This is a genomic window from Bacillus sp. GMs2/2 (genome assembly GCF_050172095.1).
Lineage (GTDB): Bacteria > Bacillota > Bacilli > Bacillales > Bacillaceae_G > Bacillus_A > Bacillus_A cereus.
In genome coordinates this window covers 1-2127 of sequence record NZ_JBNLYE010000541.1, presented here as the reverse complement: position 1 = coordinate 2127, position 2127 = coordinate 1, and the positions used below count along the sequence as shown (strand labels likewise).

The following is a 2127-nucleotide window of genomic DNA, read 5'->3' as shown; positions in this document are numbered from 1 at the left end:
GCAGCAGCACGTGCATTAGTACATGAGCCAGCAATTATTTTAGGAGATGAACCAACAGGAGCGCTTGATTCTAAAAATGCAGCAAGTTTACTTGATGCGATGACAAACTTAAATGAAGAACAAGGTGTATCTATTATGATGGTTACTCACGATCCATATAGTGCAAGTTACTGTCAGCGTATTTTATTCATTCAAGATGGTGAGTTATATAAAGAAATTCATCGCAGTGGTACCCGTGAAGAATTCTATAAAGAAATTTTAGACGTGCTTGCAAACTTAGGCACACAAAAAGCGTAAGGAAGGAAGTTCAATCATGTTATTTAAGCTTTCTATGTCAGGCCTAAAAAGTAAGTTGCAAGATTACATTGTTTTACTTGTTGGTCTTATTGTCTCTATTTCAACTTTTTATATGTTTCAAACGCTAGCATCCAATAAAACGTTCCTTGAATCTAACTCTTCTATTAGGGATATTGTGGCTGTCTTTAAAATTGGTTCCGTTTTGTTAGCGATTATCACATTTTTCTATATTTTATATGCAAACTCTTTCTTATCAGCTCTTCGTCAAAAAGAATTTGGTATGTATATGATGTTAGGAGCAAAAAAGCATAAAGTTACATTACTTATGTTTATCGAAACAATCGTATTAGGCGCTGCGTCTCTTTTGATTGGAATTACAATTGGTGTAGGACTTGCAGAAGGGATCGGTCAGTTATTAATGAAACAACTCGAGTTTGCTGGTGAAGGTTATAAAGCATTTTATCTGCCATCAATAGCTATTACTTGCGTCTTCTTCTTTGCACTATTTGTATTATCTGCAATTATGAATAGTATTAAATTATCGCGTATTTCTGTACTGCAACTTGTACATGCAGATGCACAAACAGAACGTGTTGCCATAAAAGGAAAAATGACAGTTGTAATTGCATTCCTTGGTATTTTTTTATTAGGTATTGGTTATGCATCACTGATCTATATGTCATATGCAAATCCGCTAATTGCTTTGGGATTAATGGCCGTTGGATTAATCTCAGCAACCGTGGGTACTTACCTTATATTTGGATCCCTTCTCCCAGTTATGATTAACAAGCTAAAGAGTAATAAAAAACGTAGTGAAAAAGGCCTCAATGCTTTTACTTTTGCACAATTAAATTTCCGCATTAATAGTCTAACAAATGTGCTTGCAACAGTAGCAATTTTAGTGGCTCTTGGTGGTGGTGGAATTGCTTGTGGTATGGCATTTAAAAACAACATTATAAACATGACAGATCAAATGCGAATTTACGATTCAGTCATTCATAATCCAACTGCGGAAGAAAAGACAATTTTGGGTGGTATCTTATTTCAAGAAAAATTTGAATACCATTACAAAGTTGATGATAGGTATGTTTATTATCTTAAAGAAGATGTAGAAAAAAATCGCCCTTTCTTGCAAGGCATGAAAATAGAAAAAGTTTCAGAGGAAATACCAATTGGTGCATTTTCAATAAAATGGGTTAAAGGAGAAATCGACACAAAACAATGGATTCAGGCTTTCAGAACGATCCAGCCAAATTATATGTATCCTCATTATGAAATCAAAATTGTAGAACAAAACATATACGATGGGTTGAAGGGTAAAGAAAGTACTGTGTTTATAGGGAAAACAGATGATTTTGGATCATACATAAAAGAATGGAAAAAACTTGATGAATTACAGATAGCAAAATATAAAAATGTGAAAGCGGAAGAATTGGATAGTAAGTATCAAAAATATATTATGAGTCATGATTTTGCCAGCGGACTAATGTTTATGGGTTTCTTCGTTGGAATTGCATTTTTAGCAATGATGGCAAGCTGCTTAATGTTTAAAGTTCTGTCGGGAGCATCAAAAGATGTAGCACGTTATCAAATGCTTCGTAAAATTGGTGTTCGCCGAGAATTATTAACAAAATCAATCTATAAAGAGTTATTCTTCATATTCTTATTCCCAGCAATTGTGGGGATTACTCACATATTAGTTGGTATGAACATGTTTGGATCGCTTTTAATCGATCCGTACTTTCGTATTTGGTTACCACTTGTTATTTTTGTAGTAATTTACTCGATTTATTACTTGATTACAGTTCAATTATATAAAGGGATTGTACT

At 33.7% G+C, this 2127-nt stretch carries 1 protein-coding gene and 1 pseudogene; both read left to right on the top strand.

The window, feature by feature from the left end; translation table 11 throughout:
- Positions 1 to 297: pseudogene (locus tag ACQGS6_RS27125) on the top strand (bacitracin ABC transporter ATP-binding protein); the annotation flags it as partial.
- 16 nt (positions 298 to 313) lie between these two features.
- Positions 314 to 2127, top strand: a 1814-nt coding sequence (locus ACQGS6_RS27120) for an FtsX-like permease family protein (RefSeq protein WP_426965920.1), incomplete at its 3' end; no start/stop codon positions are given.